Source organism: Pseudomonas sp. PS1(2021), from assembly GCF_020405165.1.
In the GTDB taxonomy this organism is placed as follows: domain Bacteria; phylum Pseudomonadota; class Gammaproteobacteria; order Pseudomonadales; family Pseudomonadaceae; genus Pseudomonas; species Pseudomonas aeruginosa.
Genome location: NZ_CP084484.1, coordinates 6,671,713 through 6,695,684, shown reverse-complemented (window position 1 = coordinate 6,695,684; position 23,972 = coordinate 6,671,713). Strand labels below are relative to the sequence as shown.

Annotated in this window: 24 protein-coding genes; 13 read left to right on the top strand and 11 right to left on the bottom strand. The window is 66.8% G+C overall.

Annotation, left to right across the window (positions count from 1 at the left end):
- The first annotated feature begins 12 nt into the window (after positions 1-12).
- From nirM to nirN, 10 genes are read left to right on the top strand one after another with little or no spacing between them, the layout of a single operon-like run.
- A complete protein-coding gene (nirM, locus tag LE197_RS31690) occupies positions 13-327 on the top strand; it encodes a cytochrome C-551 (protein ID WP_003084872.1) in 315 nt (104 codons plus the stop codon).
- Positions 324-683: a cytochrome c55X gene (gene nirC / locus LE197_RS31685; protein ID WP_003084870.1), complete on the top strand. Its 360-nt coding sequence runs from the start codon at positions 324-326 to the stop codon at positions 681-683. The genes nirM and nirC overlap by 4 nt, the downstream gene beginning before the upstream one ends.
- A complete protein-coding gene (gene nirF, locus LE197_RS31680) occupies positions 680-1,858 on the top strand; it encodes a heme d1 biosynthesis protein NirF (RefSeq protein ID WP_003084866.1) in 1,179 nt (392 codons plus the stop codon). The genes nirC and nirF overlap by 4 nt, the downstream gene beginning before the upstream one ends.
- Positions 1,859-1,866: 8 nt before the next feature.
- Positions 1,867-2,319, top strand: coding sequence for an AsnC family transcriptional regulator (locus LE197_RS31675; RefSeq protein ID WP_003084864.1), 453 nt, complete (start codon positions 1,867-1,869; stop codon positions 2,317-2,319).
- The gene (locus LE197_RS31670) at positions 2,316-2,840 is read left to right on the top strand and encodes an Lrp/AsnC family transcriptional regulator (protein WP_023109588.1); all 525 of its coding nucleotides are present in this window, start codon (positions 2,316-2,318) and stop codon (positions 2,838-2,840) included. The genes LE197_RS31675 and LE197_RS31670 overlap by 4 nt, the downstream gene beginning before the upstream one ends.
- Positions 2,833-3,276 carry an Lrp/AsnC family transcriptional regulator gene (locus LE197_RS31665; protein ID WP_034039437.1) on the top strand — a complete coding sequence of 148 codons (444 nt, stop codon included), beginning with the start codon at positions 2,833-2,835 and terminating at the stop codon, positions 3,274-3,276. Before LE197_RS31670 ends, LE197_RS31665 begins: the two co-directional genes overlap by 8 nt.
- Positions 3,251-3,766 (top strand): Lrp/AsnC family transcriptional regulator, encoded by a 516-nt coding sequence (locus LE197_RS31660; RefSeq protein ID WP_003084858.1) that lies wholly within the window; start codon positions 3,251-3,253, stop codon positions 3,764-3,766. Before LE197_RS31665 ends, LE197_RS31660 begins: the two co-directional genes overlap by 26 nt.
- Complete coding sequence (gene nirJ / locus LE197_RS31655) at positions 3,760-4,923, top strand: heme d1 biosynthesis radical SAM protein NirJ (RefSeq protein ID WP_003106109.1); 1,164 nt, start codon at positions 3,760-3,762, stop codon at positions 4,921-4,923. Before LE197_RS31660 ends, nirJ begins: the two co-directional genes overlap by 7 nt.
- 10 nt (positions 4,924-4,933) lie before the next feature.
- A complete protein-coding gene (cobA, locus tag LE197_RS31650; protein ID WP_003113243.1) occupies positions 4,934-5,773 on the top strand; it encodes a uroporphyrinogen-III C-methyltransferase in 840 nt (279 codons plus the stop codon).
- Complete coding sequence (gene nirN, locus LE197_RS31645; RefSeq protein ID WP_003113244.1) at positions 5,764-7,245, top strand: dihydro-heme d1 dehydrogenase; 1,482 nt, start codon at positions 5,764-5,766, stop codon at positions 7,243-7,245. The genes cobA and nirN overlap by 10 nt, the downstream gene beginning before the upstream one ends.
- 330 nt (positions 7,246-7,575) lie before the next feature.
- On the opposite strand, the gene LE197_RS31640 is transcribed toward nirN, so the two are convergent.
- From LE197_RS31640 to bioB, 9 genes are all read right to left on the bottom strand, one after another.
- The gene (locus LE197_RS31640) at positions 7,576-9,354 is read right to left on the bottom strand and encodes an acyl-CoA dehydrogenase C-terminal domain-containing protein (RefSeq protein ID WP_025270838.1); all 1,779 of its coding nucleotides are present in this window, start codon (positions 9,352-9,354) and stop codon (positions 7,576-7,578) included.
- 272 nt (positions 9,355-9,626) lie between these two features.
- Entirely contained in the window at positions 9,627-11,423 is a 1,797-nt protein-coding gene (locus LE197_RS31635; protein WP_003103343.1) for an acyl-CoA dehydrogenase C-terminal domain-containing protein, read from the bottom strand.
- 212 nt (positions 11,424-11,635) lie between these two features.
- A complete protein-coding gene (locus LE197_RS31630; protein ID WP_003103341.1) occupies positions 11,636-13,441 on the bottom strand; it encodes a phenylacyl-CoA dehydrogenase in 1,806 nt (601 codons plus the stop codon).
- A gap of 339 nt (positions 13,442-13,780) precedes the next feature.
- Positions 13,781-14,011: a hypothetical protein gene (locus LE197_RS31625; protein WP_003113246.1), complete on the bottom strand. Its 231-nt coding sequence runs from the start codon at positions 14,009-14,011 to the stop codon at positions 13,781-13,783.
- Positions 14,012-14,119: 108 nt separating this feature from the next.
- Positions 14,120-14,806, bottom strand: a complete 687-nt coding sequence (gene bioD, locus LE197_RS31620) for a dethiobiotin synthase (RefSeq protein WP_003103336.1) — start codon at positions 14,804-14,806, stop codon at positions 14,120-14,122.
- 3 nt (positions 14,807-14,809) lie between these two features.
- Positions 14,810-15,634 (bottom strand): malonyl-ACP O-methyltransferase BioC, encoded by an 825-nt coding sequence (bioC, locus tag LE197_RS31615; protein WP_025270837.1) that lies wholly within the window; start codon positions 15,632-15,634, stop codon positions 14,810-14,812.
- Positions 15,627-16,349, bottom strand: a complete 723-nt coding sequence (locus LE197_RS31610; RefSeq protein WP_003103332.1) for an alpha/beta fold hydrolase — start codon at positions 16,347-16,349, stop codon at positions 15,627-15,629. The genes bioC and LE197_RS31610 overlap by 8 nt, the downstream gene beginning before the upstream one ends.
- On the bottom strand, positions 16,342-17,547 hold the full coding sequence (bioF, locus tag LE197_RS31605) for an 8-amino-7-oxononanoate synthase (protein ID WP_196752336.1): 1,206 nt from the start codon (positions 17,545-17,547) through the stop codon (positions 16,342-16,344). Before bioF ends, LE197_RS31610 begins: the two co-directional genes overlap by 8 nt.
- Before the next feature lie 105 nt (positions 17,548-17,652).
- Complete coding sequence (bioB, locus tag LE197_RS31600; RefSeq protein ID WP_004346507.1) at positions 17,653-18,711, bottom strand: biotin synthase BioB; 1,059 nt, start codon at positions 18,709-18,711, stop codon at positions 17,653-17,655.
- Positions 18,712-19,276: 565 nt separating this feature from the next.
- Between bioB and LE197_RS31595 the strand changes: the two genes are divergently transcribed.
- The 3 genes from LE197_RS31595 to LE197_RS31585 all read left to right on the top strand — a co-directional run bounded on the left by LE197_RS31595 (position 19,277) and on the right by LE197_RS31585 (position 22,080).
- The gene (locus LE197_RS31595; protein WP_003118852.1) at positions 19,277-19,978 is read left to right on the top strand and encodes a molecular chaperone; all 702 of its coding nucleotides are present in this window, start codon (positions 19,277-19,279) and stop codon (positions 19,976-19,978) included.
- Positions 19,979-19,993: 15 nt separating this feature from the next.
- On the top strand, positions 19,994-21,001 hold the full coding sequence (locus LE197_RS31590) for a fimbrial protein (RefSeq protein WP_003118851.1): 1,008 nt from the start codon (positions 19,994-19,996) through the stop codon (positions 20,999-21,001).
- 77 nt (positions 21,002-21,078) lie between these two features.
- Positions 21,079-22,080 carry a fimbrial protein gene (locus tag LE197_RS31585; RefSeq protein ID WP_003113251.1) on the top strand — a complete coding sequence of 334 codons (1,002 nt, stop codon included), beginning with the start codon at positions 21,079-21,081 and terminating at the stop codon, positions 22,078-22,080.
- A gap of 46 nt (positions 22,081-22,126) precedes the next feature.
- Here the strand turns inward: LE197_RS31585 and LE197_RS31580 are convergent, their stop codons facing one another.
- Together LE197_RS31580 and LE197_RS31575 are read right to left on the bottom strand one after the other, a co-directional pair.
- Complete coding sequence (locus LE197_RS31580; protein ID WP_003142717.1) at positions 22,127-23,104, bottom strand: biotin-dependent carboxyltransferase family protein; 978 nt, start codon at positions 23,102-23,104, stop codon at positions 22,127-22,129.
- Positions 23,094-23,972, bottom strand: a complete 879-nt coding sequence (locus LE197_RS31575; RefSeq protein ID WP_003103323.1) for a 5-oxoprolinase subunit B family protein — start codon at positions 23,970-23,972, stop codon at positions 23,094-23,096. The genes LE197_RS31580 and LE197_RS31575 overlap by 11 nt, the downstream gene beginning before the upstream one ends.

Sequence of the window (23,972 nt, the reverse complement as noted above, 5' to 3'; positions counted from 1 at the left end):
CGAGGAACCGTGATGAAACCGTACGCACTGCTTTCGCTGCTCGCCACCGGCACCCTGCTCGCCCAGGGCGCCTGGGCCGAAGACCCCGAAGTGCTGTTCAAGAACAAGGGCTGCGTGGCCTGCCATGCCATCGATACCAAGATGGTCGGCCCGGCCTACAAGGACGTCGCCGCCAAGTTCGCCGGCCAGGCCGGCGCCGAAGCGGAACTCGCGCAGCGGATCAAGAACGGCAGCCAGGGCGTCTGGGGCCCGATCCCGATGCCGCCGAACGCGGTCAGCGACGACGAGGCGCAGACCCTGGCGAAGTGGGTCCTGTCGCAGAAATGAACGCCCCTCCGGACTTCCGGCGCGCCGCCAGCCACGCCTTGTGGCTGGCCCTCGCGCTGACGTTCGCCTGTCCTCTTCCGGGCCTGGCCGACGAGCATCCCGATGCCCGTCGCCAGGCCCAGTTGCGTCACCTGCTGTTGCAGGACTGCGGCTCCTGCCACGGCCTGCGCCTGACCGGCGGCCTCGGCCCGGCGCTGACCCCCGAGGCCCTGCGCGGCAAGCCGCGCGAATCGCTGGTCGCCACCGTGCTCATGGGCCGTCCGCAAACCCCGATGCCCCCCTGGGCCGGCCTGCTCAGCGAAGACGACGCCGGCTGGCTGGTGGACCGCCTGATCGAAGGAGAGATCGCCCCATGAACCTGCGTCCCCTCGCGCCGCTTTTCCTCGCCCTGCTCGCCGGCTGTAGCCAGCAGCCGCCCTTGCGCGGCAGCGGCGACCTCGGCGTGCTGATCGAACGCGCCGACGGCAGCGTGCAGATCCTCGACGGCACGGCGAAGACCTCGCTGGCGCGGGTCGAAGGCCTCGGCGACCTGTCCCACGCCTCCCTGGTGTTCTCCCGCGACCAGCGCTACGCCTACGTATTCGGTCGCGACGGCGGCCTGACCAAGCTCGACCTGCTGGCCCAGCGAATCGACAAGCGCCTGATCCAGGGCGGCAACAGCATCGGCGGAGCGATCAGCCAGGACGGTCGGCTGGTCGCGGTATCCAACTACGAGCCGGGCGGGGTCAAGGTGTTCGACAGCCGCACCCTGGAGCTGGTCGCCGAGATTCCCGCCACCCGCCTCCCCGGCCAGGACAGGAACTCCCGGGTGGTCGGCCTGGTCGACGCGCCCGGGCAGCGCTTCGTGTTCAGCCTGTTCGACAGCGGCGAGATCTGGATCGCCGACTTCAGCCAGGGCGACACGCCGCACCTGACCCGCTTCCGCGATATCGGCAAGCAACCCTACGACGCCCTCATCAGCCCCGACGGGCGCTACTACATGGCCGGGCTGTTCGGCGAGGACGGCATGGCCCAGCTCGACCTCTGGCACCCGGAGCGCGGCGTCAGGCGCGTACTCGGCGACTACGGCCGCGGCCAACGCAAGCTGCCGGTGTACAAGATGCCGCACCTGGAGGGCTGGACCATCGCCAGCGACCAGGCCTTCGTCCCGGCGGTCGGCCATCACCAGGTGCTGGTGCTCGACGCGCGCGACTGGAAGCAGACCGACGCCATCGACGTCGCCGGCCAGCCGGTGTTCGTCATGACTCGACCGGACGACCGGCAGATCTGGGTCAACTTCGCCTACCCGGACAACGACAAGGTGCAGGTCATCGACAGCGAGACCCACGAAGTGATCGAAACCCTGCGCCCTGGCCCCGGCGTACTGCACATGGAATTCAGCGGGCGCGGCGACCAGGTCTGGATCTCGGTGCGCGACGCCGACCAGTTGCAGGTCTGGGACCCGTACCGCCTGAAGCGCATCGGCAGCCTTCCGGCCCGCAGCCCGAGCGGCATCTTCTTCAGCCACCGCGCCCAGCACATCGGACTCTAGGAGGCACCATGGACGACCTCTCCCGCCGCCTCCTCGCCCGCTACCAGAAAGGCCTGCCGATCTGCGCGGAACCCTATCGGCGGATGGCCGAGACCCTGGGTTGCAGCGAAGCCGAGGTGCTCGAACGGCTGCGTCGCCTGGAAGCCGACGGCGCGTTGTCGCGGGTCGGCCCGGTGCTCCGCCACCAACGCGCCGGGGCCAGCACCCTGGCTGCCCTGGCGGTGCCCGAGGAGCGTCTGCAACGGGTCGCCGAGCGCATCAGCCAGTACGCCGAGGTCAACCACAACTACCAGCGCGAACACCGCTACAACCTGTGGTTCGTTCTCACCGCCGGCGACCGCGCGCAACTCGACCGGGTACTGGCGGAGATCGCCGCCGACACCGGCCTGCAACCCCTCGACCTGCCGATGCAGGAAGCCTACTGCATCGACCTCGCGTTTCCCCTGGAGGCCAGCCGATGAACCCCGTCGAACCCCTCGCCGCGCCGCAGCGGCAACACCTGCGCTACCTGCTGGAACAGGGCCTGCCGCTGGCCAGCCGGCCCTACCGGGTGCTCGCCGAACGCATCGGCGCCGGCGAAGACGAAGTGCTGGAACAGGTCCGCCGCTGGGACGAAGACGGCCTGTTCCGCCGCTTCGGGGTGATCCTCCACCACCGCGCCCTGGGCTATACCGCCAACGCCATGCTGGTGCTGGACGTCGCCGACGCGGAGGTCGACGCCGTCGGCCGCGCCCTCGCCCACGAAACGATCGTCTCGCTCTGTTACCGCCGCCCGCGTCGCCTGCCGATGTGGCCATACAACCTGTTCTGCATGATCCACGGCCGCGAGCGCGGCGAAGTGGAACGCCAGATCGAGGCCCTGCTGGAGCGCCACGCCCTGCGCCAGATACCGCACCGCTGGCTGTTCAGCCTGCGCGCCTACAAGCAGTGCGGCGGCCGCTACACCGCGCCGCCGGCCGACCTGGAGCGCCGCCATGGATGAGTTCGACCGGCGCCTGCTGAACCGCCTGCAACACGGCCTGCCACTGGAGCCGCGCCCCTACGCGCTGCTCGCCGACGAGCTGGATTGCCGCGAGGAAGACATCCTGCGCCGCCTCGACGACCTGCTCGACGACGGCACCCTGACCCGCTTCGGTCCGCTGTTCGATATCGAGCCCCTCGGCGGTGCCTTCACCCTGGCCGCCATGAGCGTGCCGGAGGCGCGTTTCGAAGAAATCGCCGCGCTGCTCGCCGGCTGGCCGCAGGTCGCCCACAACTACCGTCGCGAGCACGCCCTGAACATGTGGCTGGTGGTCGCCTGCGACAGCCCGGCGGAGGTCGCCGAGACCCTCGCACGGCTGGAGCGCGAGAGCGGGCTGGCGGTACTCGACCTGCCCAAGGAGGCGACCTACCATGTCGGCCTGCATTTCCCCCTCTGACGCCCTGCTCGCCCGCCGCCTGATCGAACTGACCCAGGCCGGCCTGCCGCTGGTCGCCGACCCTTGGGCGTGGATCGCCGCGCAACTGCGGCTGAGCGAGGCGGAGACTCTGGCGCTGCTGAAGCGCCTGCGCGACGCCGGGGTGATCCGGCGCATCGCCGCGGTGCCCAACCACTATCGCCTTGGCTACCGGCACAACGGCATGACCGTCTGGGACGTCGCCGACGAACGCATCGAACGCCTCGGCCGGCTGGTCGGCGGGCTGTCCTTCGTCAGCCATTGCTACCGGCGCCCGCGCCATCTGCCGCAGTGGCGCTACAACCTGTTCGCCATGGTTCACGGCCGCAGCGAAGCGGAGATCGAAGGCTATCGCCAGCAGATCCGCCTGCTGCTCGGCGAGGACTGTCGCGCCGACGAGATGCTGGTGAGCAGCCGCATCCTGAAGAAGACCGGCCTGCGCCTGGCGCAGAAGGAGGAACGTCCATGCTGAGGATCAGCCATTACCTGCGCAGCCTCGCCGAGGACGCGCCGACGCCGCGCCGCGCCGGCGGCAGGCGCGCCCCGGTGGTGATCTGGAACCTGCTGCGGCGCTGCAACCTGACCTGCAAGCACTGTTACTCCACCTCCGCCGACAGCGACTTCCGTGGCGAGCTGGAGACCGCGGAAATCCTTCGCGGCATCGACGACCTGCGCGCCGCCGGAGTGCGCGTGCTGATCCTCTCCGGCGGCGAGCCGCTGATGCACCCGGACCTCTTCGAGATCGCCGCCCATGCGCGCCAGGCCGGGATGTTCGTGGCGCTGTCGAGCAACGGTACGCTGATCGACGAAGGCAACATCCAGCGCGTCGCCGAGGCCCGCTTCGACTACGTCGGCATCAGCCTCGACGGCCTGCGCGAGACCCACGACCGCTTCCGCCAGAAGCAGGGCAGCTTCGACGCCGCGCTGGCGGCCATGCGCCTGTGCCGCGAGGCGGATATCCGCGTCGGCATGCGCACCACCCTGACCGAGGAGAACGCCGCGCAACTACCGGCACTGCTCGACCTGATGCGCGAACTCGACGTGCAGAAGTTCTACCTCTCGCACCTCAACTACAGTGGCCGCGGCCGCCGCAGCCGCGCCCTCGACGCCCACCACCGGCGCACCCGCGAGGCCCTCGCGCTGCTCTTCGAACGGGCCGACGAGGACATCCGGCAGGGGCGCGACAGCGACTTCGTCACCGGCAACAACGACGCCGACGCGATCCTTCTCCTCGACTGGCTCAAGCGCCGCCGCCCGCAGCAACTGGCGCGTCTCTGCGAGCTGCTGCTGGACTGGGGCGGCAACGCCTCGGGCGAGGGCATCGCCAACATCGACAACACCGGCGAGGTGCATCCGGACAGCTACTGGTGGCACCACAGCGTCGGCAACATCCGCCATCAGCGCTTCGCCGACTTCTGGTTCGAGCGCCCCGACCCGCTGCTCCTGCAACTGCGCCAGCGCCCGCGACCGGTGGTCGGGCGCTGCAGCCAATGCCGCTGGCTGGACATCTGCAACGGCAACACCCGCACCCGCGCCTGGGCCGGCGGAGAACTCTGGGGCGAAGACCCCGGCTGCTACCTCAGCGATCAGGAAATCGGCCTCGAGCGCATCGCGCTGCACGCCGTCTAAGGAAAGCCTCATGAACACTACCGTGATTCCGCCGTCCCTCCTCGATGTCGATTTCCCTGCCGGCAGCGTCGCCCTGGTCGGCGCCGGCCCCGGCGATCCGGGCCTGCTCACCCTGCGCGCCTGGGCCCTGCTGCAACAGGCCGAGGTGGTGGTCTACGACCGCCTGGTCGCCCGCGAGCTGATCGCCCTTCTGCCGGAAAGCTGCCAGCGCATCTACGTCGGCAAGCGCTGCGGCCACCACAGCCTGCCGCAGGAAGAAATCAACGAGCTGCTGGTGCGCCTGGCCCGGCAGCAACGCCGGGTGGTCCGCCTGAAAGGCGGCGACCCGTTCATCTTCGGTCGCGGCGCCGAGGAGCTGGAGCGCCTGCTCGAAGCCGGCGTCGACTGCCAGGTGGTCCCCGGCGTCACCGCCGCCTCCGGTTGCAGTACCTACGCCGGCATCCCGCTGACCCACCGCGACCTCGCCCAGTCCTGCACCTTCGTCACCGGCCACCTGCAGAACGACGGCCGCCTCGACCTCGACTGGGCCGGCCTGGCGCGTGGCAAGCAGACCCTGGTGTTCTACATGGGCCTGGGCAACCTCGCCGAGATCGCCGCGCGCCTGGTCGAGCACGGCCTCGCCAGCGACACCCCGGCGGCGCTGGTCAGCCAGGGCACCCAGGCGGGCCAGCAGGTGACCCGCGGCGCCCTTGCCGAGCTGCCGGCGCTGGCGCGACGCTACCAGTTGAAGCCGCCGACGCTGATCGTCGTCGGCCAGGTGGTCGCGCTCTTCGCCGAGCGCGCGATGGCGCATCCGTCATACCTGGGCGCCGGCTCGCCGGTCAGCCGCGAGGCCGTCGCATGCGCCTGATCGGCCTCGCCCTCGGCCTGCTCCTCGGCGCCCTCGCACAGGCCGGCGAAGCGCCGGGGGAAGCGCTCTACCGCCAGCACTGCCAGGCCTGCCACGGCGCCGGGCGGCTCGGCGGCAGCGGCCCGACCCTGCTCCCGGAAAGCCTTTCGCGGCTGAAGCCGGCGCAGGCCCGCGAGGTGATCCTGCACGGTCGCCCGGCAACCCAGATGGCCGGCTTTGCCGGTCAATTGGACGACGCCGCGGCGGACGCCCTGGTCGCCTATCTCTACCAGGCGCCGCCGCGCGAACCGCAGTGGAGCGCCGAGGACATCCGGGCCAGCCAGGTTCAGCCGCATCCCCTCGCCACCCTGCCGTCCAGGCCCCGCTTCGAGGCCGACCCGCTGAACCTGTTCGTGGTGGTGGAGTCCGGCGACCACCACGTGACCATCCTCGACGGCGATCGCTTCGAGCCCATCGCCCGCTTCCCCTCGCGCTACGCCCTGCACGGAGGTCCGAAGTTCTCCCCGGACGGGCGCCTGGTGTACTTCGCCTCGCGCGACGGCTGGGTAACCCTCTACGACCTGTACAACCTGAAGGTGGTCGCCGAGGTCCGCGCCGGCCTCAACACGCGCAACCTGGCGGTCAGCGACGACGGGCGCTGGGTCCTGGTGGGCAACTACCTGCCCGGCAACCTGGTGCTGCTGGACGCCCGCGACCTGTCCCTGGTGCAGGTCATCCCGGCGGCCGACGCCCAGGGCCAGGCCTCGCGGGTCAGCGCGGTATACACGGCACCGCCGCGGCACAGCTTCGTGGTCGCCCTGAAGGACGTCCACGAGCTGTGGGAGCTGCCCTATGCCAACGGCAAGCCGGTCGCGCCGAAACGGTTGGCGGTGGCCGACTACCTCGACGACTTCTCCTTCAGCCCCGACTACCGCTACCTGCTGGGCAGCTCGCGGCAGGCCAGGGGCGGCGAGGTGATCGAGCTGGACAGCGGCGCGCGGGTCGCCTCGATCCCGCTGTCGGGCATGCCGCACCTCGGCTCGGGCATCTACTGGAAGCGCGACGGGCGCTGGGTATTCGCCACGCCGAACATCAGCCGCGGGGTGATCTCGGTGATCGACCTGCAAAACTGGAAGCCGTTGAAGGAAATCGTCACCGACGGCCCCGGCTTCTTCATGCGCAGCCATGCCGACTCGCCCTACGCCTGGACCGATACCTTCCTTGGCAAGAAACACGACGAGATCCTGCTGATCGACAAGCAGACCCTGGAAATCGCCCATCGCCTGCGCCCCAGCCCGGGCAAGGTCGCCGGCCACGTCGAGTTCACCCGCGACGGCCGCTACGCCCTGCTCAGCGTCTGGGACCGCGACGGCGCGCTGGTGGTCTACGACGCGCACAGCCTGGAGGAAGTGAAGCGACTGCCGATGAACAAGCCGTCGGGCAAGTACAACGTCGGCAACAAGATCGGCTATGCGGAGGGAACCTCGCACTGAGGCGGTCGAGACGCCATCAACGGATATCCCCGTATCCTCCGCGACGGACCGCGACAACCCTGTCCCCTCACGGCGCGAGAAAAACCACGGGAATGGCGGATAACCGCAAGCGGTTATTCGCCCTACCGCCCACCCTGCGCGAGGAGCCGTAGGGCGCATAACGCCAACGGCGTTATCCGCCGCTCACCCTGTCCCATCACGGCCCCGAGAAAACCCTGGGAATGGCGGATAGCCGCAAGCGGATATCCCCCCACCCGTCCCGCGCGCCGAGCCCCCGGCGCCCAGAAAAAAGCCCCGCATCGCGGGGCTTTCCGTCTCAGGCGCCAGGCCTCAGAACTGCTCGGCGTCCAGCAGGTACAGCGACTCGCTGCCGGCGCGCACGGAGGCGCTCAGGGAATGGATGCGCGGCAGCAGGCGGGCGAAGTAGAAGCGCGCGGTACCCAGCTTGCTGGCGTAGAAGTCGTCCTCGCCCTGCTTGGCCAGCGCGGTGCGCGCCATCAATGCCCACATGTAGGCATAGGCGGTGTAGCCGAACACATGCAGGTATTCGACCGACGCCGCGCCGATCTCGTTGGGATTGCCCTTGGCGCGGTCGAGCAGCCAGGCGGTCAGCTCTTCCAGGTTCTCCACGGCGGCCGCCAGCGGCTTGCTGAACTCGCCCAGGGCCTCGTCGGCGGAAGCGACGAAGGCCTTGATCTCGTTGGTGAAGTGACGGGAGAAGGCGCCGCCGCTGCCGATCACCTTGCGCCCCACCAGGTCGAGCGCCTGAATGCCATTGGTGCCTTCGTAGATCTGCGTGATGCGACAGTCGCGCACCAGTTGCTCCTGGCCCCATTCGCGGATGAAGCCGTGGCCGCCGAACACCTGCTGGCCATGGATGGTGGTTTCCAGCCCCATGTCGGTGAGGAATGCCTTGGCCACCGGGGTCAGCAGCGCCACCAGCTCTTCCGCGCGCTTGCGGGTGACCGCCTCTTCGCTGTACTTGGCGGTGTCCAACTGCATCGCGACGTAGCTGGAGAAGGCGCGGCCGCCTTCGTTCAGCGCCTTCATGGTGAGCAGCATGCGACGCACGTCGGGGTGTACGATGATCGGGTCGGCGGCCTTGTCCTTGGCCACCGGGCCGGTCGGCGCGCGGCTCTGGATACGCTCGCGGGCATATTCGATGGCGCTCTGGTAGGAGCGCTCGCCAGTGGCCAGGCCCTGGATGCCGACGCCAAGGCGCTCGTAGTTCATCATGGTGAACATCGCCGCCAGGCCCTTGTTGACCTCGCCCACCAGCCAACCGGTAGCGCCGTCGAAGTTCATCACGCAGGTGGCCGAGGCCTTGATCCCCATCTTGTGCTCGATGGAGCCGCAACCCAGGCTGTTCTTCTCGCCCAGCGAACCGTCGGCGTTGACCAGCACCTTCGGTACCAGGAACAGCGAGATGCCCTTCGGCCCGGCCGGGGCGTCGGGCAGCTTGGCCAGCACCAGGTGGATGATGTTCTCGGTCAGGTCATGCTCGCCGCCGGTGATGAAGATCTTGGTCCCGCTGATCTTGTAGGAGCCGTCGGCCTGCGGCTCGGCCCTGGTGCGGATGATGCCCAGGTCGGTGCCGGCATGCGGCTCGGTCAGGCACATGGAACCGGCCCAAATACCGGCGTACATGTTCGGCAGGTACTTGTCCTTCAGTTCGTCGCTGGCATGGGCATTGAGCGCCAGGCAGGCGCCGGCGGTCAGCATCGGATACAGGCCGAACGACAGGTTGGCCGAGTTGACCAGTTCCTCGACCTGCGCCGAGATCACCTTGGGCATACCCATGCCGCCGTAGGTCGGATCACCGCCGACGCCGACCCAGCCGCCTTCGGCGTAGGTCCGGTAGGCCTCGGGGAAGCCGGCCGGGGTGCTCACCGCGCCAGCGTTCCACTGGCAGCCTTCCTCGTCGCCCGGACGGTTCAGCGGGGCGATGGTACCGGCGGTGACCTTGCCGGCCTCTTCGAGGATCGCCGCGGCGGTCTCGGCGTCGACCACTTCGGCCAGCGCCGGCAGTTGCGCCCAGAGCCGGGAGACCTCGAACACCTCATTGAGGACGAAGCGCATGTCGCGCAGCGGAGCTTTGTAATCAGCCATGTGGGGAATCCTCGATCGTACCGATCGCCGGCCGGGGGCCAGCGGCAACAAAATGGAGGCACGAAAGGCGTGCCGCGGCCGAGTCTACACCACCAACATTTCGGACTTGTAGCGTCACGTCGTGACCGGAAAGTCTATATCGGTCTTCTATGCGACAGGCATGAGAAAGCCCGCTTTTCGCGGGCTCGAGCGAGTTCGCCGGGAGTCCGACGGGCCCGGCGGGTGCGGGAGAAACCGGGGGAAGAAGCGCCGCGCCCCTGCCCCGGCAGCCGCTAGAGCGAAAACTGCTCCGCCGACAGGCTCATCAGGCCCGCCGCGCCGGCCTGGATCGCCGCGGCGTGCGCCGCGGTGCGCGGCAGCAGGCGACTGAAGTAGAAGTCGGCGGTGGCCAGCTTGGCTTCGTAGAACGCGGCCTCGCCGCTGCCGGCATCCAGCTTCTCGCGCGCCACCAGGGCGATGCGCAACCAGAAATAGGCCAGGGTCACGTAGCCGGAGAACATCAGGTAGTCCACCGAGGCGGCGCCCACTTCGTCGGCATTCTTCATCGCCGCCAGGCCCACCTGCTGGGTCAGTTCGCCCCACTGCGCGTTCAGCGCCGCCAGTTGCGCGACCTGTCCCTTCAGTTGCGGATGCTCGGCCTGGGCCTGGCACAACTGGTGGACCAGTTTGGTGAAACCGCGCAACAGCTTGCCCTGGCTGCCCAGTACCTTGCGGCCGAGCAGGTCGAGGGCCTGGATGCCGTTGGTGCCTTCGTAGATCTGTGCGATGCGGCAATCGCGGACCAACTGCTCCATGCCCCACTCGCGGATGTAGCCGTGGCCGCCGTAGACCTGCATGCCGAGGTTGGTCACCTCCTGCCCGGTCTCGGTCATGAAGGCCTTGCAGATCGGCGTCAGGAAGGCCAGCAGGTCGGCGGCCCGCTCGCGCTCGGCGGCGTCCTGCGACAGGTGCTCGGTGTCGAGCAACTGGGCGGTGAAGTAGGCCAGCGCGCGGTTGCCTTCGTTGAACGCCTTCATGGTCAGCAGCATGCGCCGCACGTCGGGGTGCACGATGATCGGGTCGGCCGGCTTGTCCGGCGCCTTCGGCCCGGTCAGCGAGCGCATCTGCAAGCGCTCCCGGGCGTAGCGCACGGCGCCCTGGTAACTGGTCTCGCCAAGGCACAGGCCCTGCATGCCGGTGCCCAGGCGGGCGTGGTTCATCATGGTGAACATGCAGTGCAGGCCCTTGTTCGGCTCGCCGATCAGGTAGCCGGTGGCGCCGTCGAAGTTCATCACACAGGTGGCCGAGGCCTTGATCCCCATCTTGTGCTCGATGGAGCCACAGGAGACCGCATTGCGCGCGCCCACGTTACCTTCGGCGTCGGGTAGGAACTTCGGCACGATGAACAGCGAGATACCCTTGGTCCCGGCCGGCGCATCGGGAAGCTTGGCCAGCACCAGGTGGACGATGTTCTCGCTCAGGTCGTGCTCGCCGGCGGAGATGAAGATCTTCGTCCCGCTGATCGCATGGCTGCCGTCGGCGTTCGGCACCGCGCGGGTCTTGATGATGCCCAGGTCGGTGCCGCAGTGCGGCTCGGTCAGGCACATGGTGCCGGTCCAGGTGCCGGCGGTCATCCGCGCCAGGTAGAGGTCCTTCTGCGCCTGGCTGCCGTGGGCGTGGATCGCCGACATGGCGCCGCGGGTCAGGCCCGGGTACATGCCCCAGGAGACATTGCTGGCGCCGATCATCTCGCTGAGCAGCAGACCCAGCGAGTGCGGCAGGCCCTGGCCGCCGTACGCGGGATCGCTGGCGACACCGTTCCAGCCACCCTCGACGTACTGTGCATAGGCTTCCTTGAAACCCTTGGGCGTGGTCACCACGCCGTTGTCGAAGTGGCAGCCCTCTTCGTCGCCGGAGCGGTTCAGCGGCGCCAGAACCTGTTCGCAGAATTTCGACCCTTCATCGAGGATCGCCGCCACCATGTCCGGGGTCGCGTCGCTGGCGCCGAGCGCCTGGTAGCGCCCATGGAAGTCGAATACCTCATCGATCAGGAAGCGCATGTCGCGCAGCGGAGCCTTGTATTCCGGCATCTCTGTTCTCCTCGGCAGGGGCGCCCCACAGGCGCGAATCCCTCGAAGCTACTGCGCCGGGCGGGCGCCTACAATCACGCTGCGGACGCTGAATGCAACGCCATAACCCCGAGGTCGGAAGGCCAGGATGCAGCGGATCGCAGGCATGAAAAAGCCCGCCGAAGGGCGGGCTCTTTCTCACCTGGGGAACGGGCCGCCAGCGGCCCGTGCCATCAGTAACCGAGGGCGAAATCTTCCTCGGCCATCTCCATCAGGTTGCTGGCGCCGGACAGCATGGCGGCGACGTGGGCGCGGGTACGCGGCAGGATGCGCTGGAAGTAGAAGCGCGCGGTCTGCAGCTTGGCCTTGTAGAAGGCTTCCTCGCCGGTGCCGGCGGCCAGCTTCTCGGCGGCCAGGCGCGCCATGTCGGCCCAGAAGTAGGCCAGGCAGGCGTAGCCGGAGTACATCAGGTAGTCCACCGAAGCGGCGCCGACTTCCTCGCGATCCTTCATGGCGGCCATGCCGACCTTCATGGTCAGGTCGCCCCACTCCTTGTTCAGCTGCGCCAGCGGAGCGACGAATTCCTTGACGGCTTCGTTGGCTTCGTTGGCCTGGCAGAACTTGTGCACGATCTTGGTGAAGCCCTTCAGCGCCTCGCCCTGGGTCATCAGCACCTTGCGACCCAGCAGGTCGAGGGCCTGAACGCCGGTGGTGCCTTCGTACAGCATCGAGATGCGGCTGTCGCGGACGTTCTGCTCCATGCCGTGTTCGGCGATGAAACCGTGGCCACCGAAGATCTGCACGCCGTGGTTGGCGGACTCGAAGCCGACTTCGGTCATGAACGCCTTGGCGATCGGCGTGAGGAAGGCCAGCATCGAGTCGGCGGCTTTCTTCTGCTCTTCGTCCTGGCTGCGCTGGACGATGTCGACCTGCTTGGCGGCGAAGTACAGCATCGCGCGGTTGCCTTCGGCGAAGGCCTTCATGGTCAGCAGCATGCGGCGCACGTCAGGATGCACGATGATCGGGTCGGCGGGCTTCTCGGGCGCCTTCGGACCGGTCAGCGAGCGCATCTGCAGACGCTCGCGAGCATAGGCGATGCCGCCCTGGAAACCGACTTCGGCATGGGCCAGGCCTTGCAGCGCGGTACCCAGGCGAGCGGTGTTCATGAAGGTGAACATGCAGTTCAGGCCCTTGTTCGGCGGGCCGATCAGGAAGCCGGTGGCGGCGTCGAAGTTCATCACGCAGGTGGCGTTGCCGTGGATGCCCATCTTGTGCTCGATGGAACCGCAGGAAACCGCGTTGCGCTCGCCGGCGTTGCCTTCGGCGTTGGGCAGGAACTTCGGCACGATGAACAGCGAGATGCCCTTGGTGCCCTGCGGGGCGTCGGGCAGGCGGGCCAGGACGATATGGACGATGTTGTCGGCCATGTCGTGCTCGCCGGCGGAGATGAAGATCTTGGTGCCGGTGACCTTGTAGCTACCGTCGGCCTGCGGCTCGGCCTTGGTGCGCAGCATGCCCAGGTCGGTGCCGCAGTGCGGCTCGGTCAGGCACATGGTGCCGGTCCACTCGCCGGAGACCAGCTTGGTCAGGTAGGTTGCCTGCTGCTCGGCGGTGCCGTGGGCATGCAGGGTGTTCATGGCGCCGTGGGACAGGCCCGGGTACATGCCCCAGGACCAGTTGGCCTGGCCGACCATCTCGCTGATGGCCAGGCCGAGGGATTCCGGCAGACCCTGGCCGCCGTGCTCGACGTCATGGGCCAGGCTCGGCCAGCCGCCTTCGACGAACTGCTGGTAGGCCTCCTTGAAGCCGGTCGGGGTCTTCACGCCGTCGGCGCTCCAGGTGCAGCCTTCCAGGTCGCCAACGCGGTTCAGCGGAGCGATCACCTGTTCGCAGAACTTCGCACCTTCCTCGAGGATGGCGTTGACCATGTCGGGAGTCGCGTCTTCGGCGCCCGGCAGGCTCTGGTAGTGCGCTTCGTAGCCCAGCAGCTCGTCGCGAACGAAACGGATATCACGCAAGGGGGCCTTGTAATCAGGCATAGCAGTCAACCTCTACGAAGGGTTCTGGTTAATCGGCGACCGGACGGATGTCCAGAGTCTGCGGTCGCAGTGCGGGATCGCTCCCGGTCGCCTTGCCGGACGCACTCATGCGTCCCGACTCTCAAACAGGCGTTTGAAACATACGTTTACGCCAATCCCTTGTCAAGCATCCGAACCGACCGCTCGGTCATGCCCGAAATCACTGGCAACCACGTCCTTCCAAAGCACTTTCGTCTCTCTCAGTAAAGCCCATGGCGAAGCGCCCGGCAGGCTTCAGGGGCCGCCGGGTGACAGTCGGAAAAGGAAGGGTCGGGGCGGCCGCTGCCGGCCGCCAGGAAGTCAGGCGTGGGTATCGATCAGGGTACCGAGGGTCTCGTCGGCTACCTCGATGACCCGGGCGCCGCTCTGCGCCTCGAGCTTGCCGCGGGTCAGTTCGACCATCTGCTCGGCCTGGGCCGAACGGGCCTCCACGGTATTGCGGGCGATCTCGCTGCCGGCCTGGGCGACGCGGGCGCTGCCCGACTGCACCGCGTTGAGGCCACTGACGAAAGCGTTGCCGGAAATTTCCACCCTCTACTCCTGGGGACGCGCATGCGCCACTGCGATAGCAAGTGGCTTCTATTCAAGCAGACTTGGCCGGCGCTGGGTACCGCCCGTTGGTTATGGACGGCCCGCTGTTTATAGCCCGATACCCAGGGGCCGCAGGTCGAGGTGCGCGGCCACGGCCGCGGGAGTGGCTTCCTCCAGGCGCGGTACCCGACCCAGGCAGGGCGCCGGCAGGCGTTCGGCGAGGGTCGCCAGGTTCTCTTCCAGGCGCGAGGTAGCCGGGTCGACGACGTTGGCCACCCAGCCGGCCAGCGCCAGGCCGTCGCCCAGGATCGCCTCGGCGCTGAGCAGCGCATGGTTGATACAGCCCAGGCGCACGCCGACCACCAGCACCACCGGCAGCGCCAGCAGGCGCGCCAGGTCGGACAGGTTCTCGCGGCCCAGCAACGGCACGCGCCATCCGCCGGCGCCCTCCACCAGGGTGAAGTCGGCCTGTAGCGCCAGCACCTCGCGCACCGCCTCGTGCAAGCGTGCGGCGCTCAGTTCGACGCCAGCCTCGCGCGCCGCCAGGTGCGGGGCGATGGCCGGTGCGAAGGCCAGCGGGTTGACCTGCTCGTAGGCCAGCGCCAGCGAGCACTGGCCGAGCAACACCAACGCGTCGCCATTGCGCAGGCCTTGCGCCGTGGGCTCGCAGCCGGAGGCCACCGGCTTCGCCGCGGCGGTGCTCAGCCCGGCACTCCGGGCCGCGTGGAGCAGGCCGGCGGCGATGGTGGTCTTGCCGATCTCGGTGTCGGTACCGGTGACGAAGAACGCCGGCATGGTTCAGGAATCCTTGCGCAGCACGCCGAAGACGACGCGGTAGGTAGCGGGCAGCCCCTCGGGCTGGCGGAAACGCTCGTAGGCGGCGACCAGCGCGCGGATGCGCTGGCGCCCGGTCAGGCCGTCGGGCCGCCCGGGGTTGAGGTTGTGCGCGCCCAGCGCCTTGAGTTCGTGGGTCAGGCTGCGCAGGTCGGGGAAATGCAGGAGCCGGTCCTCGTGGCGCAGGGTCAGCGGCAGCAGGCCGCTGCCGGCCGCGTGTTGCAGGTAGTCGGCGAAGGCGCGGAAGCGATTGACGTGGACGAAGCCGTCCACCACCCGCCAACTGTCGCGCAACTCGCCCAGGGTACCGACGCACAGGCTGCTGAACGCCAGCACGCCGCCCGGCCGCAGGACCCGCCGCGCCTCGGCCAGGACCGCCGGGAGGTCGGCGCACCACTGGATGGCCAGGCTGGAGAACAGCAGGTCGCAACTGCCGTCACGCAACGGCAGCCTCTCGGCGTCGCCGCCGATGAAATGGCTGGCGCCGCCGCGCGCGCAGGCATGCCGCAGCATGCCTTCGGCGATATCCACGGCTAGGCCCTCGGCCGCACCGAAGCGTCGTTCCAGGGCCCGGCTGAAATAACCGGTGCCGCAGCCGAGATCGACCCAGCGGCGCGGCGAGAAGCCTTCCGGCAATGCCGACAGCAGGCTCTCACCGACGCCGCGCTGGAGTTCGGCCACCGCGTCGTAGCTGGCCGCCGCGCGGGAAAACGACGCGGCGACCTGGCGCTTGTCGGGCAGCGCGGCAACGCCATGGGGCGCCAGCAGCGGCGAGGAATCGTCAGGCATCGTCACCCTCGCGAAGGAATCTCAGGATTGCGCCGGCCACCTCGTCCGGGCATTCCAGCGGCAGGCCGTGACTGGCCGCCAGGGTCGAGACCTCGACGTCCGGCAGCCACTCGAGCAGGGCCTCGGCGGCGGCCAGCGGCACCAGCGCATCGGCTTCGGCGAACAGGTGCAATTGCGGCCCGCGGAAGTTTTCCAGGGCGGCCCGGGTATCCAGTTGGCCGAGCAACTGCAGGCCGGCGACCAGCGCCTCGCGCTCCAGCTGCGGCAGCGCCACCTGCAGTTGCCGCGCCAGGGTCCGAGGGTCGCGCGCACCCTGGCTGACCAGCAGGGTGAAACGCTTGCGGGTCAGGTGCGGTTCGAGCAGGAAAGCCTCGAAGAAGTCCTCGAAGGTTTCCGCCGGCATCGCGTTCGGCCAGTCCTCGCGCACGCGGAAGCACGGATTGCTGGCCAGGGTCAGCAGTCCCCGGCAATCGTCGCCGCGGCGCGCCGCCAGTTCGCCGGCGAGCATGCCTCCCAGCGACCAGCCGGCCAGCCAGCTATCGCGCGGCAGGTTATCGTCGAGTTCGTCGAGCCAGTCGGCGGCGTCGTCCAGCGACGGCAGCGGCTCGATCAACACGTTCAGGTGCGGCTCGCGCTCGTGCAGCGCGTCGCGCAGCGGTTCCAGCGGTGCGCTACCCAGGCCCCAGCCCGGCAACAGGATCAAGTGGTCACGCATCGTCTCCCTCCTCGGCTTCGATCTCTGCCAGAAGGCTAGACGACAGCTGTCGCCAGCTTTCGCCGAGGGCTTCGAGCAAGCGGTCGACCTGCGCTTCGCTGTGCGCGGCGGACAGCGTGACGCGCAGCCGCGCGCTGTTGGCCGGCACGGTTGGCGGGCGGATCGCGCCGACCATGATGCCACGGGCTCGAAGCATGCCGGCCAGGGCCACGGCCTGGCGGCTGCCGCCGACCAGGATCGGCTGGATCGGCGTGAAGCTGTCCATCAGGGTCAGGCCAAGCGCCTCGGCGCCATGGCGGAAACGGGCGATCAGCGCCGCCAGGTGTTGCCGCCGCCAGCTTTCGCGGCTCAGCAGCTCCAGGCTCTTCAGGGTGGCGCAGGCCACCGCTGGCGGCTGGCTGGTGGTGTAGATGTAGGGCCGGGCGTACTGGATCAGGGTCTCGATCAGTTCCTCGCTGCTCGCTACGAAGGCGCCGGCGGTACCGAAACCCTTGCCGAGGGTGCCGATCAGCACCGGCACCTGCTCCTGGCCGAGGCCGAAGTGTTCGACGATCCCGCCGCCGCTGGCGCCCAGCGGGCCGAAGCCATGCGCGTCGTCGACCATCAGCCAGGCGCCGCGGGCCTGCGCGACGGCGGCCAGGGCCGGCAGGTCGGCGAGATTGCCGTCCATGCTGAAGACCCCGTCGGTGACCACCAGGGTATTGCCCTCGGCCTTGTCCAGGCGCGCGGCGAGGCTTGCCGGGTCGTTGTGCAGGTAGCGCGAGAAACGCGCGCCGGAGAGCAATCCGGCATCCAGCAGCGAAGCGTGGTTGAGGCGGTCCTCCAGCACCGTGTCGCCCTTGCCGACCAGCGCGGTCACCGCGCCGAGATTGGCCATGTAGCCGGTGGAGAACAGCAGCGCGCGCGGCCGCCCGGTGAATTCGGCGAGGGCCAGCTCCAGTTCGTGGTGCGGGCCGCTGTGGCCGACCACCAGGTGCGAGGCGCCACCGCCCACGCCCCAGCGCTCGGCGCCGGCGCGCAGCGCGGCGATCACCTCGGGATGGTTGGCCAGGCCGAGGTAGTCGTTGGAACAGAAGGCCAGCAGCGGCTGGCCGTCGACCACGACGTCCGGGCCCTGGGCCGACTCCAGCAGCGGCCGCTGGCGGTAGAGGTCTTCCGCGCGCCGGCTGGCGAGGCGGGAAGCGAGATCGAAGGACATGGCAGGTCGCTCGTGTTGCTGGACGGACGCAGGCGCACCCGTCCACGCAGGGCCGACATCAGCGGCTGCAACGAAGGGACGGCGGCACCCTCCCTTCCAGTATGGTCAGGCGGAAGCGGCGTTATAGAACAGCTTCGATTCGCGTTGTTCCACCAACGCCTGCTCGATGGCGGCCTGGTGCACTTCGTCGGCGTGCTCTTCGCGCTCTTCCGGCTTGATGCCGAGACGGGCGAACAACTGCATGTCCTTTTCGGCCTGCGGGTTCTTCGTGGTCAGCAGCTTTTCGCCGTAGAAGATCGAGTTGGCCCCGGCCATGAAGGCCAGCGCCTGCATCTGCTCGTTCATCTGCTCGCGGCCGGCGGACAGGCGCACGTGGGACTTCGGCATCATGATCCGGGCCACCGCCAGGGTGCGGATGAAGTCGAAGGGATCGACGTCCTTCTCTTCCGCCAGGGGCGTGCCCTTGACCTTCACCAGCATGTTGATCGGCACCGACTCCGGGTGCTCCGGCAGGTTCGCCAGTTGGATCAGCAGGCCGGCGCGGTCGTCCACCGACTCGCCCATGCCGAGGATGCCGCCGGAGCAGATCTTCATCCCCGCCTCGCGCACGTAGGCCAGGGTCTGCAGGCGCTCGCTATAGGTGCGGGTGGTGATGATGTTGCCGTAGAACTCCGGCGAGGTATCCAGGTTGTGGTTGTAGTAGTCGAGGCCGGCGTCCGCCAGCGCCTGGGTCTGTTCCTGGGTCAAGCGACCGAGGGTCATGCAGGTCTCCAGGCCGAGCTTCTTCACGCCCTTGACCATCTCCAAGACGTAGGGCATGTCCTTGGCCGACGGGTGCTTCCAGGCAGCGCCCATGCAGAAGCGGGTCGAACCGATGGCCTTGGCCTCGGCCGCCGCCTCGAGGACCTTCTGCACCTCCAACAGCTTCTCCTTGTCCAGGCCGGTGTTGTAGTGGCCGGACTGCGGGCAGTACTTGCAGTCCTCGGGGCAGGCGCCGGTCTTGATCGACAGCAGCGTCGAGACCTGCACGCGGTTCGGGTCGAAGTGCGCGCGATGCACCGTCTGCGCCTGGAACAGCAGGTCGTTGAACGGTTGCTCGAACAGGGCACGGACTTCGGCGAGGGACCAGTCGTGACGGGTGGCGACGGAAGCGGTTGCACTCATGGGGAAGATTCCTTCGACGCTTGTATGGCGCCTTTTGTCGGGGAGCCCCGGCACGCCGGGGGTCAGGCTCAAGGGCATCATAAGTGGCTGTATGACGCTGTCAACCCAACCCAGGACACAGGGCTACATCTGATCAATATTTGATCACCCATATAGAAGCCAGCAGTCATCGACTGCTCCAATCGGCCTCGTCCTCTATGTGGCACTCGGCTCCCTAGAAGAAACGGCGCAACTACCTCGGAAAACTACAAGTAATGCTTAGGATATTTCCTACAAGAAATAGGAAATATCTTATTTATATATTCCCTGGCAGGTTTCTAACATGGAGAAACATTGAATCTCTTGCCACCCTAGCGGTGCGCAACGAAAACAAGTTATCCAGACTTGAACCATGAACGCAACCAACCACCCTAAATATAGCCATTCAAAGCGCAGCGGAAGTATAACGAAAAATATATTCGATCCTTCCGACCAACCACTTTCCAAAACACGATACGGGTTTCATTCGGGCACATTCAGGAATATGAATGGAAAGCGCCTCTTCCAGGTCCGAAGTTGGCTTCGGATGGTTCTTGCATCGATATTCGCCTGGCTGTGCATGTCCGCCCATGCCGATCTCTCGTTCGACGGCCAGAACCGTTTCGTGATGAAAGGCAAGCGCCTGCCGATCACGCTGGTCAACGAGGGCAAGGAGCCGGCCCTGGCGGAAATCTCCCTGGATTGGGGTACCGACGGCAAGGGGCAGGCGCTGCCCTTCGCCGTGTCCAGGCCGCTGCTCCGCCTGGGCGCCGGCCAGCGGGCCAAGGTGGAGGTGCTCTACCAGGGCCAGGGCCTGCCCACCGACCGCGAGACCTACCTGCTGTTGAGCGTGCTGGACGTGCCGCACGCGCCCAGTACTCCCGAGACCCTGCAGATCGCCCTACGCCATCGCTTCAAGCTGTTCTATCGGCCGCCCCTGGAAGCCACCGTCGAGCAGGCGAACGAGGGCGTGACGTGGACGCTCGGCACCAGCGGCAATCCGAAGGCACACAATCCTTCGCCCTACCACATCACCTTCAGCCAGTTGGAGTTCCTCGACGCATCGGAGCGGAGCTGCGGCGAAGCCATCGAACACCTGATGCTGGCGCCCTTCTCCAATCATCAGTTCGACATCGCCGCCTGCCATCCCGACAAAGTGCGTTACGCGATCGTCAGCGACGGAGGGAACCTCCACCCTTATCACGGCGCATTGAAATCAGGCGTAGAGACCAACGCCAAACACCCATGAGGCCCGGAATACACCATGAATGCAATTACCCGAACACTACTTGTGGGAATGCTGGTTGCGTTGGCGCAGAAAGGTTATGCGCTGACCTGCGAAAGAGCGGACAACAAGGCAACGATCGACTATGTCAACATCGACACGAGCATCGCCGTGCCTTCGGCTCTGCCCAAGGACACCGTGCTCTGGCGCTCTCCAACCTACGATTTCTCCGTCAGGTGTTACCAGGAGCGCGAAAACACCGGACCTGAGGACGTCTATTTCTATCTCAGTCCGGACGGCCAGGGCGCATTGGGCTCGGACCTGGAGGTGGGCATCAACCTGAACGGCGAGGACCTCCGTTGTTCCTCGCTCCCCGGCTGCCGGCAGAAGATAGGCATGCATTTCGATGGTTGCTGGACAGGAGGACGAGGGGGATGCGAAGGCATGGCTCAGACCAAGCAGGTCCGTTTCCAGATCTTCCTCTCCAAACTCGCCGCCCCCACTCCCGGCAAGGAAGGTCCCATCACGGGCGTAAACTCCTACGCACTGTTCCAGTTCGATGGAGTGGGAGGCATCAACAACCTGGGGGGCCGGAACCTACGTATGTATGCCCTTGGCATGAACAACCTCCGCTACGTCGCCTGCACCTCCACGCTAAGCATTTCTCCAAAGACCCTCAACTTCCAGATACTGCAATCGCAATTTGCCGCACAGAATCTGGTCATCAAAGAACTTCCCTTCAGCATCACCGCCAATAAGAGCTGCAACAGCGCCTATGGCCTGAACGCTATGTTCATTCCCGCCAGCAATACCACCCTGTCGAGCACGGATACGTTGCTGGCCAAGGACAATCCAACAGTGGGCATCAGGCTCCTCAATGAGGATCGCAGCGTCATCAGTATCGGTAAGGAGTTCGAGTTCATTCCCTACGCCCCAACCCAGACGACGGTGACGAAGAACTTTCTCGCCCAACTGAGGTGGATGACGAGCAGACCCATTCTAGGCCCGTTCAACGCCACCGCCGCGATAGAGGTCTATTACAAGTGACCGCTAGGCCGCACCTGCAACAGGCGCGGCATGCTCTGCAAAAACAAGAATCGATTAACAACCTGCAGAAGAACCCCATGAATGCCTTCATCCGTTACATGCTTGTCGCAATGCTGCTCGTCCTGTCGCAGAAAAGCTTCGCCTTGATGTGCTGGAAATCGGACAACAAGCAAACCGAAGATTATGTCTACATCGATACGAGCATCGCTGTTCCATCGGTCCTCCCCAAGGACACCGTACTCTGGCGGTCTCCGAACTACTCCATATCGATCACTTGCTTCCAGGATCGCGACTGGGGGCCAGAGCAGGTCTATTTCTACCTGAGTCCAACCGGTCAGGGCGCGCTGGGTTCGGACCTGGAGGTGGGCATCAACCTGAACGGCGAAGACCTGCGCTGCTCGACACTCGACAAGTGCCGAAAGGAGATCGGCATGCACTTCGATGGTTGCTGGACGGGACGAGGTTGCGAAGGCAGGGCGAAGAAGATGACCGTCAACTTCAACTTCTTTCTCTCCAAGCGGGCAGGTCCCAGTACCGGTAAGGAAGGTCCTATCACAGGGGTAAACGCCTACCCGATTTTCCAGTTCGATGGCGAGAGCGCTATCAATAACATAGGGGGGTACAACTTCCGCATGACCCTCCACGGCTTGAATAACCTTCGCTACGTCGCCTGCGCGTCCACAATCAGCCTTTCTCCGAAAACCGTCGACTTCCAAAGCCTGCAGGCCTATTTCGCCAGCCGGGACCAGATCCTCAAGGAACTTCCGTTCAGCGTCACCGCCAATAAGAACTGCAGCAGCGCCTATGGCCTGAACGCGATGTTCCTCCCCTCCGGCAGCACCTCCCTGTGGGGTTCGGACACTCTTTTGGATAACAACAACAAGTCCGTGGGAATCCGACTTCTCAAGCAGGAAGACCGCAGCATCATCGATATCGGCAAGGAGTTCGTACTGGTGCCCAATAGCCAGAACCAATTGGTGGTCATAAGAAACTTCCTCGCCCAGGTGAGGTGGATGACGGGCACTCCAACGCCAGGCCCCTTCAACGCCACCGCCGCGATAGAGGTCTACTACAAGTGACCGCCCGGGGCCGCTTCGCAGACCGAAGCGGACCGGTATCGACGACTCAGCGCAGGAAGAAGTGCTGGAGTCGTTGCACTTGCCAGTTGTAACGGCGACGCGCCTCGAGACCTTCCTCCAGGCTGACGGCGACGAAACGCGCCTTCTGGTTCGGTTGCATCTGCGCCAGCCGGTTCAGGTCGGGGCTGATCACCGTGCCCAGCGTGGCATATCCCCCACCGGACACCGCATCGCGATGCAGGACGATGGGTTCGAGCCCGCCCGGTACCTGGATCGAGCCGATGGGATAGCAGGCGTCGACGATGTTGGACGGGTCCGAGCCTGCGCCGAATGGCTGTTCGCGCGGCTCGAACCGGAGCGCCGTGCCGCCCTTGAAGCGGTAGCCGGTGCGGTCCGCCTCCGAGCCGACGGTCCAGGTCTCGGCGAAGAAACGCTCGACCGCGCCGGGGGTCAGGCGATGGACGTAGAGTCCGGGAACCACCCGCAAGCTCACCTCGCCGCCGACCTCCACCTGCAGCGAACGCGGCAGCGCCAAGCCCTCCACGGCAGAGGGCGAGGCAGGCCCCAGGGGCAGCAGGTCGCCCTCCGCCAGCCGTCGTCCCTGCAAGCCACCGATCGCCCCCAGACCGTAGGTCGAACGACTGCCCAGCACCTCGGGTACCGCGATGCCGCCGTCGATGGCGAGATAGCCACGGGCGCCGGCACGGATGAAATCGAACCCCAGGACCTGGCCGGCGCGAACCCGGAAGGAAGTATCCAGCGGCATCTCCGCGCCCTCCAGGCGAGGCGTCATGCGCGCCCCGCACACGGCCACCAGGGCGTCGCGCTGGAACTCCAGCTGCGGCCCCAGCAGCGCGCACTCCAGCACGGCGGCGGTCGGTGCGTTGCCCACCAGCAGGTTGGCAGCGCGCAGGGCATACTGGTCGAGCGCGCCGGACGGCGGGATGCCCAGGTGATAGTGGCCTTCGCGGCCGGCGTCCTGCACCGAGGTGGCGAGGCCGGGCTTGAGCACCTTAATCGACATACAGCACCTCCTGCAGATGTTGCGTGCAGCCTCGCGGATCGGCGAGGAACGCGTCGAGATCGAAACTCACCGGGCGGATGCGCAGGTCGAATGTGCCCGCTTCGACTTCGGCCGCCATGCGCTCGTATTCGGTCCGCTCGATGGGGCGGAACTGGACGATGTCGCCAGCGCGGAAGAACACCATCGATTCCTCGAGATAGGGCAGGCCCTGGCGGGGATCGAAGATCGGCGCCGGAGTCACGCCGAACATCTGATAGCCGCCGGCACCGCGCACCGAATAGATGCAGCCGAAGCAACCGCCGTGGCCGAGGGTCAGCTTCGGCGTGTCGATGCGCGGACGCAGGTACTTGGGCACCTGCAACTGCCGTTCGCGCTCGACCATCTGGTACATGAACGGCAGGCCGGCGACGAAACCGACCATCGAGACGAACCACGGCGTGCCGCTGTGCGCCTGGATGAACGCCTGCACGTCGGCGTAGCCGTTGATCCGCGCGGCGTACTCGAGGTCGGTGGAGTCCGGGTCCTGGTGCCGGTCGCGGAAGCGCATCAGGGTCTCGTGGGTCCAGGGATCGTTGTACAACACCGGCACTTCGACGATACGCGTCTCGATGCTGCGCGCGGCGACCGCCTCGACCTCCAGGCCGCGTACGGTCTCCAGCAGCGCCTGCGGGGCCAGCCGGTCGGGGTCGAAGCGGACCTGGAACGAGGCGTTGGCCAGGCATACGTCGAGCACCCCGGGCAATTGCAGGGTCTCGATGGCGCGGGTGATCGCCATGCCGCGGAAGAAGGCTTCCAGCGACATGGACTCGGCGACCTCGGCGAACAGGTGCTCGTCTCCGCCGAAGCTGTAGCGGATGTTGGCATGCAT

Bases quoted from the DNA above. Each gene is read 5' to 3' on its own strand.
- bioB (WP_004346507.1), bottom strand. From the start codon at position 18,711: ATGAGTGCAACCGCTTCCGTCGCCACCCGTCACGACTGGTCCCTCGCC.
- cobA (WP_003113243.1), top strand. From the start codon at position 4,934: ATGAACACTACCGTGATTCCGCCGTCCCTCCTCGATGTCGATTTCCCT.
- nirC (WP_003084870.1), top strand. From the start codon at position 324: ATGAACGCCCCTCCGGACTTCCGGCGCGCCGCCAGCCACGCCTTGTGG.
- nirM (WP_003084872.1), top strand. From the start codon at position 13: ATGAAACCGTACGCACTGCTTTCGCTGCTCGCCACCGGCACCCTGCTC.
- LE197_RS31670 (WP_023109588.1), top strand. From the start codon at position 2,316: ATGAACCCCGTCGAACCCCTCGCCGCGCCGCAGCGGCAACACCTGCGC.
- LE197_RS31640 (WP_025270838.1), bottom strand. From the start codon at position 9,354: ATGGCTGATTACAAAGCTCCGCTGCGCGACATGCGCTTCGTCCTCAAT.
- LE197_RS31610 (WP_003103332.1), bottom strand. From the start codon at position 16,349: ATGCGTGACCACTTGATCCTGTTGCCGGGCTGGGGCCTGGGTAGCGCA.
- LE197_RS31635 (WP_003103343.1), bottom strand. From the start codon at position 11,423: ATGCCGGAATACAAGGCTCCGCTGCGCGACATGCGCTTCCTGATCGAT.
- bioC (WP_025270837.1), bottom strand. From the start codon at position 15,634: ATGCCTGACGATTCCTCGCCGCTGCTGGCGCCCCATGGCGTTGCCGCG.
- LE197_RS31665 (WP_034039437.1), top strand. From the start codon at position 2,833: ATGGATGAGTTCGACCGGCGCCTGCTGAACCGCCTGCAACACGGCCTG.
- LE197_RS31580 (WP_003142717.1), bottom strand. From the start codon at position 23,104: ATGTCGATTAAGGTGCTCAAGCCCGGCCTCGCCACCTCGGTGCAGGAC.
- nirJ (WP_003106109.1), top strand. From the start codon at position 3,760: ATGCTGAGGATCAGCCATTACCTGCGCAGCCTCGCCGAGGACGCGCCG.
- bioF (WP_196752336.1), bottom strand. From the start codon at position 17,547: ATGTCCTTCGATCTCGCTTCCCGCCTCGCCAGCCGGCGCGCGGAAGAC.
- LE197_RS31590 (WP_003118851.1), top strand. From the start codon at position 19,994: ATGAATGCAATTACCCGAACACTACTTGTGGGAATGCTGGTTGCGTTG.
- LE197_RS31585 (WP_003113251.1), top strand. From the start codon at position 21,079: ATGAATGCCTTCATCCGTTACATGCTTGTCGCAATGCTGCTCGTCCTG.
- LE197_RS31630 (WP_003103341.1), bottom strand. From the start codon at position 13,441: ATGCCTGATTACAAGGCCCCCTTGCGTGATATCCGTTTCGTTCGCGAC.
- LE197_RS31660 (WP_003084858.1), top strand. From the start codon at position 3,251: ATGTCGGCCTGCATTTCCCCCTCTGACGCCCTGCTCGCCCGCCGCCTG.
- bioD (WP_003103336.1), bottom strand. From the start codon at position 14,806: ATGCCGGCGTTCTTCGTCACCGGTACCGACACCGAGATCGGCAAGACC.
- LE197_RS31575 (WP_003103323.1), bottom strand. From the start codon at position 23,972: ATGCATGCCAACATCCGCTACAGCTTCGGCGGAGACGAGCACCTGTTC.
- LE197_RS31595 (WP_003118852.1), top strand. From the start codon at position 19,277: ATGGTTCTTGCATCGATATTCGCCTGGCTGTGCATGTCCGCCCATGCC.
- nirN (WP_003113244.1), top strand. From the start codon at position 5,764: ATGCGCCTGATCGGCCTCGCCCTCGGCCTGCTCCTCGGCGCCCTCGCA.
- nirF (WP_003084866.1), top strand. From the start codon at position 680: ATGAACCTGCGTCCCCTCGCGCCGCTTTTCCTCGCCCTGCTCGCCGGC.
- LE197_RS31675 (WP_003084864.1), top strand. From the start codon at position 1,867: ATGGACGACCTCTCCCGCCGCCTCCTCGCCCGCTACCAGAAAGGCCTG.